The organism is Devosia sp. (genome assembly GCF_041917035.1).
GTDB lineage: Bacteria > Pseudomonadota > Alphaproteobacteria > Rhizobiales > Devosiaceae > Devosia_A.
The window spans coordinates 1-3727 of sequence record NZ_JAYRYM010000316.1; the positions used below are offsets into that span (position 1 = coordinate 1).

Here is a 3727-nt window from a genome sequence, read left to right on the forward strand (position 1 = left end):
TCGGCCCCGCCGCGCGCACCTTCGGCGGCGACTTCGTGCCGGGGCGCAGGACCTTCTGGACCGGCAACCACCCGCGCGGTCCGCGCTGGGCCTTCCTCGACTACGACCTGCCGGGGCTCGAGGTGCATGTGCACGTCGATGGCACCCTCAATGACCCGGCAACGCTCGACCGCGGCTGGAGCGCCGAGATCGTCATCCCCTGGTCCGGCCTCGCTGATCTGTCGGCGGGACGTTCCCTGCCGCCCAGGCCGGGCGACACCTGGGGCATCTTCATGGGCCGCTTCGAGCAGTTGCGCACCCGCGGGCCGGCCGAGACCGCCACCGCCGGCTGGGCGGCGCATCGCTTTGGGGTTGCCGACACCCATGTGCCCGAGTGCTTCACCCAGGTGACTTTCACCGACTGAGCCGGCGCCGGCCCTTCCCCAGGCCGACGCGCTCGGCTACAGAGCCGGCATGTCCCGCTCCCTCGCCGTCTTCGCCCTGCTCGCCGCCACGCTGTTGTGGGGGTTTGCCTTCGTCGCGCAGAAGTCGGCGATGGACCACATGGGCCCCCTCACCTTCTCGGCCGTGCGCTACATCCTGGGCAGCCTCATCACCCTGCCCTTCGCGCTGATCGAACTGCACCGCCGCAAGGTGCGCCTCACCCGGCGCCAGTGGCTGCTCACCGCCCTGCTGAGCGGCGCGTTCTTTCTCGGCGTGTGGCTGCAGCAGGTGGGCATTTCGCTGACGACCGTCACCAATTCCGGCTTCCTGACCTCGCTCTACGTGCTGTTCGTGCCGGCGATCGCCTTCCTCGCCATGCGCCTCAAACCGCACCCGATCATCTATCTGGGGGCGCCGCTGGCACTGATCGGCATCTATCTGCTGAATGGCGCCACGCTTGACGCGCTCAATGTCGGCGACGGGCTGGTCGTCGCCGGCGCGCTGTTCTGGGGCATCCAGGTCTTCCTCATCGGCCACCTGGCGCGCGAGACGGGCTTGCCGGTCTTCCTCTCGGTGGTCAGCTTCATCGCCGTCGGCGTGATCTCGACCGTGCTCGCCCCGATCCTCGAGACGCCGCACCTCGACGGCATCGCGACGGGCTGGGTCGAGATCGCCTATGCCGGCATCCTCTCGACCGCGGTGGCGTTCACCCTGCAGGCGGTCGGCCAGCAGCACGTTCCCGCCGCCAATGCCGCGATCATCCTGTCGGCCGAAAGCCTGTTCGCCGCCATCGGCGGGGCGATCGTGCTCGGCGAGCGGCTGAGCCTGATCGGCTATGGCGGCGCGGCGCTGATCTTCCTCGCCATCGTGATGGTGGAAACCGTCCCGGCGCTGCAGCGACGCCGCGAGGGCGCCGTCGCCTGACCCGGCGGCCGCGTCAGTCCGCCCGCGCCAGTTCCAGGTCCTTGCAGATCACCACGTAGACGCAGCCGTGCAGCAGCAGCGTGTTCTCGTTCTTGAGCGACACCGTGGTATCCGCCGACTGGCCGAACAGGTTGAGCTTGCCCTTCCAGCGTCCATTGCCGGCGGGCTTGGCCTTGTCGATGATATTGACGCCCAGGTAGGGCCGGTTGTCCGGCGTATCCATGCCGCCCGAGAGCCGCGTCACCGTCAGGCAGAAGGCCTTGCCATCATTGCCGCAGAAGCTGCCGGCATAGGCGGAATCCTTGCCCACCACCCAGGTGCCGGTCACCGAGCCGGCCTCCGCCAGCGCCGGGGCCGTCATCGCCGCCCCCAGCACCAGCGCCGCGCCAAAACCAAGAATCTGCCTCATCGGACTCTCCAGTTGCCGCCGCCCGCCCGACCGGTCTGCGGGAGGATCGTGACGTGAGTATGATGCAGCCGCGTCACATGCATGTCATGTCGGCTCAATAGCTTGCCGGAGCGCCGGGTTCGTCCCCCAATTGTCCCGGAGCGCTTGCGCCGCCTGTCGCCGCCAACCCGATAGCCGGCGGACTGCATCGTGGCGGGGTGTGCCGCCAACCCTCACCCCGCGCCGACCCCCGATCGGCATCTATCGGCCGCCTCCGCCAGGCGGCCGATTTTTTGTTGAGACCGCGCGATTGGCCTCGCCGCGGCGGCGCGCCTCAGGCATCTAGGGCGCACCATGGCCAAGCTCTACTTCTCCTACTCGACGATGAATGCCGGCAAGTCGACCATGCTGCTGCAGGCCTCGTACAACTATCTCGAACGCGGCATGCGGACCTTGCTGTTCACCTCCTCGCTCTACGCCGAGGGCGATGCCGGCCTCATCGAATCCCGTATCGGCATCTCGGCCGCTGCCGAGATGTTCGGCTTTGAGGATGACCTCTACCAGCGGGTGAACGATCACCTGCAGGAAGCCAAGGTGGACTGCGTGTTCGTCGACGAGGCGCAGTTCCTGACCGCCGAGCAGGTCTGGCAACTGGCCCGCGTCTCCGATCGGCTCGACGTGCCGGTCATGTGTTTCGGGCTGCGCACCGACTTTCAGGGCAAGCTCTTTCCCGGCTCGTCGGAACTGCTCGCCATCGCCGACGAGTTGCGCGAGATCCGCACCATCTGCCATTGCGGACGCAAGGCCACCATGGTGGTGCGACAGAACGCCGATGGCGGCGTCCTCACCGAGGGCAACCAGGTCTCGATCGAGAAATCGGTCTACGTGTCGCTGTGCCGCCGTCACTGGGAAGAAGAAATCGGGCGCTGGCCGCCCAAGGGACCCCGCCTCCATGACCACTGAAGCCGCCACTGAAACCGCCGCGGCCGAGCCGGCCGGCACGCTCACCATCCGCACGCTCGCCATGCCGGCCGACACCAATCCCTCCGGCGACATTTTCGGCGGCTGGGTGATGAGCCAGATGGACATTGCCGGCGCCATCGCGGCGGTCGAGGTGGCGCGGGGCCGCGTCGTCACCGTCGCCGTCGAGGCGATGAGCTTCATCGCGCCGGTGAAGGTCGGCGACATCCTGTGCGTCTACACCACCATCGAACGGGTCGGCACGACCTCGATCAGCGTCGGCATCGAGGCCTGGGCCCGGCGCAACCGCTTCGCCGACCGGGTCAAGGTCACCGACGGCCGCTTCATCTACGTGGCGCTGGACGATGCCGGCAACAAGCGACGCGTCACCGGCTGACGGGGATATCCCGAAGAATCTCGAGTCTGTTGCGGCGACGCCCTTTCGCCCTCGCCGCGCGCGCGATAGCGTCGCCCGCACCCATTGATAGATCGATCGAGCCATGCGCGCCCTTTTGAAGCTGATCCTCACCGCCACCCTGCTCGTGCTCGGGGTGCACAGCGCCCAGGCGCTCGAAACCGGCACCCCGGCCTGGACGACGCGTGCCGTGACGCTGCTGGAGGGTCCCGGCGCCGCCTATGACCCTGTGGGCGACGTGGCGGCCGAGACCCGCATCTACATCGAGCGCTGCACGGAACTGTGGTGCCGGGTGCGCTCGGGCGGGTTGCGCGGCTGGGCCGACACCGCGGCCCTGACATTCGGACAGGACCCCAATCCGCCGCTCAGCGGTCCGCGGCTCGACTACAAGTCCGGCGGTCCGGGCACGGTGTGCCTCTACGAGGGGCACGATTTCACCGGCGCCTCGATCTGCGGCAGCACCGGCTACGTCATCCGCGACCTGCTGCTCTACCGGGCCGACAACCGCTTCTCCTCGGTTTCCATCGAGGGCAACGTGTCGGTGACGCTCTGCCGCGACCGCGAGTTCCGCAGCCATTGCGAGCGCATCAACGAGAGCCAGTCGGCGCTCGACGGCT

Annotated in this window: 6 protein-coding genes; 5 read left to right on the forward strand and 1 reads right to left on the reverse strand. The window is 68.2% G+C overall.

Translation table 11 applies throughout. The features are described 5' to 3' along the window. Window positions 1-404: hypothetical protein (locus ACE3TU_RS20155; RefSeq protein WP_374627493.1), on the forward strand; the 404-nt coding region annotated here is incomplete at its 5' end. Between the two features lie 49 nt (window positions 405-453). Continuing rightward, window positions 454-1347, forward strand: a complete 894-nt coding sequence (locus ACE3TU_RS20160) for a DMT family transporter (RefSeq protein WP_374627495.1) — start codon at window positions 454-456, stop codon at window positions 1345-1347. A 13-nt stretch (window positions 1348-1360) separates the two neighbouring features. On the opposite strand, the gene ACE3TU_RS20165 is transcribed toward ACE3TU_RS20160, so the two are convergent. Next, the gene (locus tag ACE3TU_RS20165; protein ID WP_374627498.1) at window positions 1361-1756 is read right to left on the reverse strand and encodes a hypothetical protein; all 396 of its coding nucleotides are present in this window, start codon (window positions 1754-1756) and stop codon (window positions 1361-1363) included. A 333-nt stretch (window positions 1757-2089) separates the two neighbouring features. Here ACE3TU_RS20165 and ACE3TU_RS20170 point away from each other — a divergent pair, with 333 nt between their 5' ends. From ACE3TU_RS20170 to ACE3TU_RS20180, 3 genes are all read left to right on the forward strand, one after another. Then, window positions 2090-2698: a thymidine kinase gene (locus ACE3TU_RS20170; RefSeq protein ID WP_374627500.1), complete on the forward strand. Its 609-nt coding sequence runs from the start codon at window positions 2090-2092 to the stop codon at window positions 2696-2698. Then, window positions 2688-3092, forward strand: coding sequence for an acyl-CoA thioesterase (locus ACE3TU_RS20175; protein ID WP_374627502.1), 405 nt, complete (start codon window positions 2688-2690; stop codon window positions 3090-3092). Before ACE3TU_RS20170 ends, ACE3TU_RS20175 begins: the two co-directional genes overlap by 11 nt. Window positions 3093-3195: 103 nt before the next feature. Beyond that, window positions 3196-3727: peptidase inhibitor family I36 protein (locus tag ACE3TU_RS20180; RefSeq protein ID WP_374627504.1), on the forward strand; the 532-nt coding region annotated here is incomplete at its 3' end.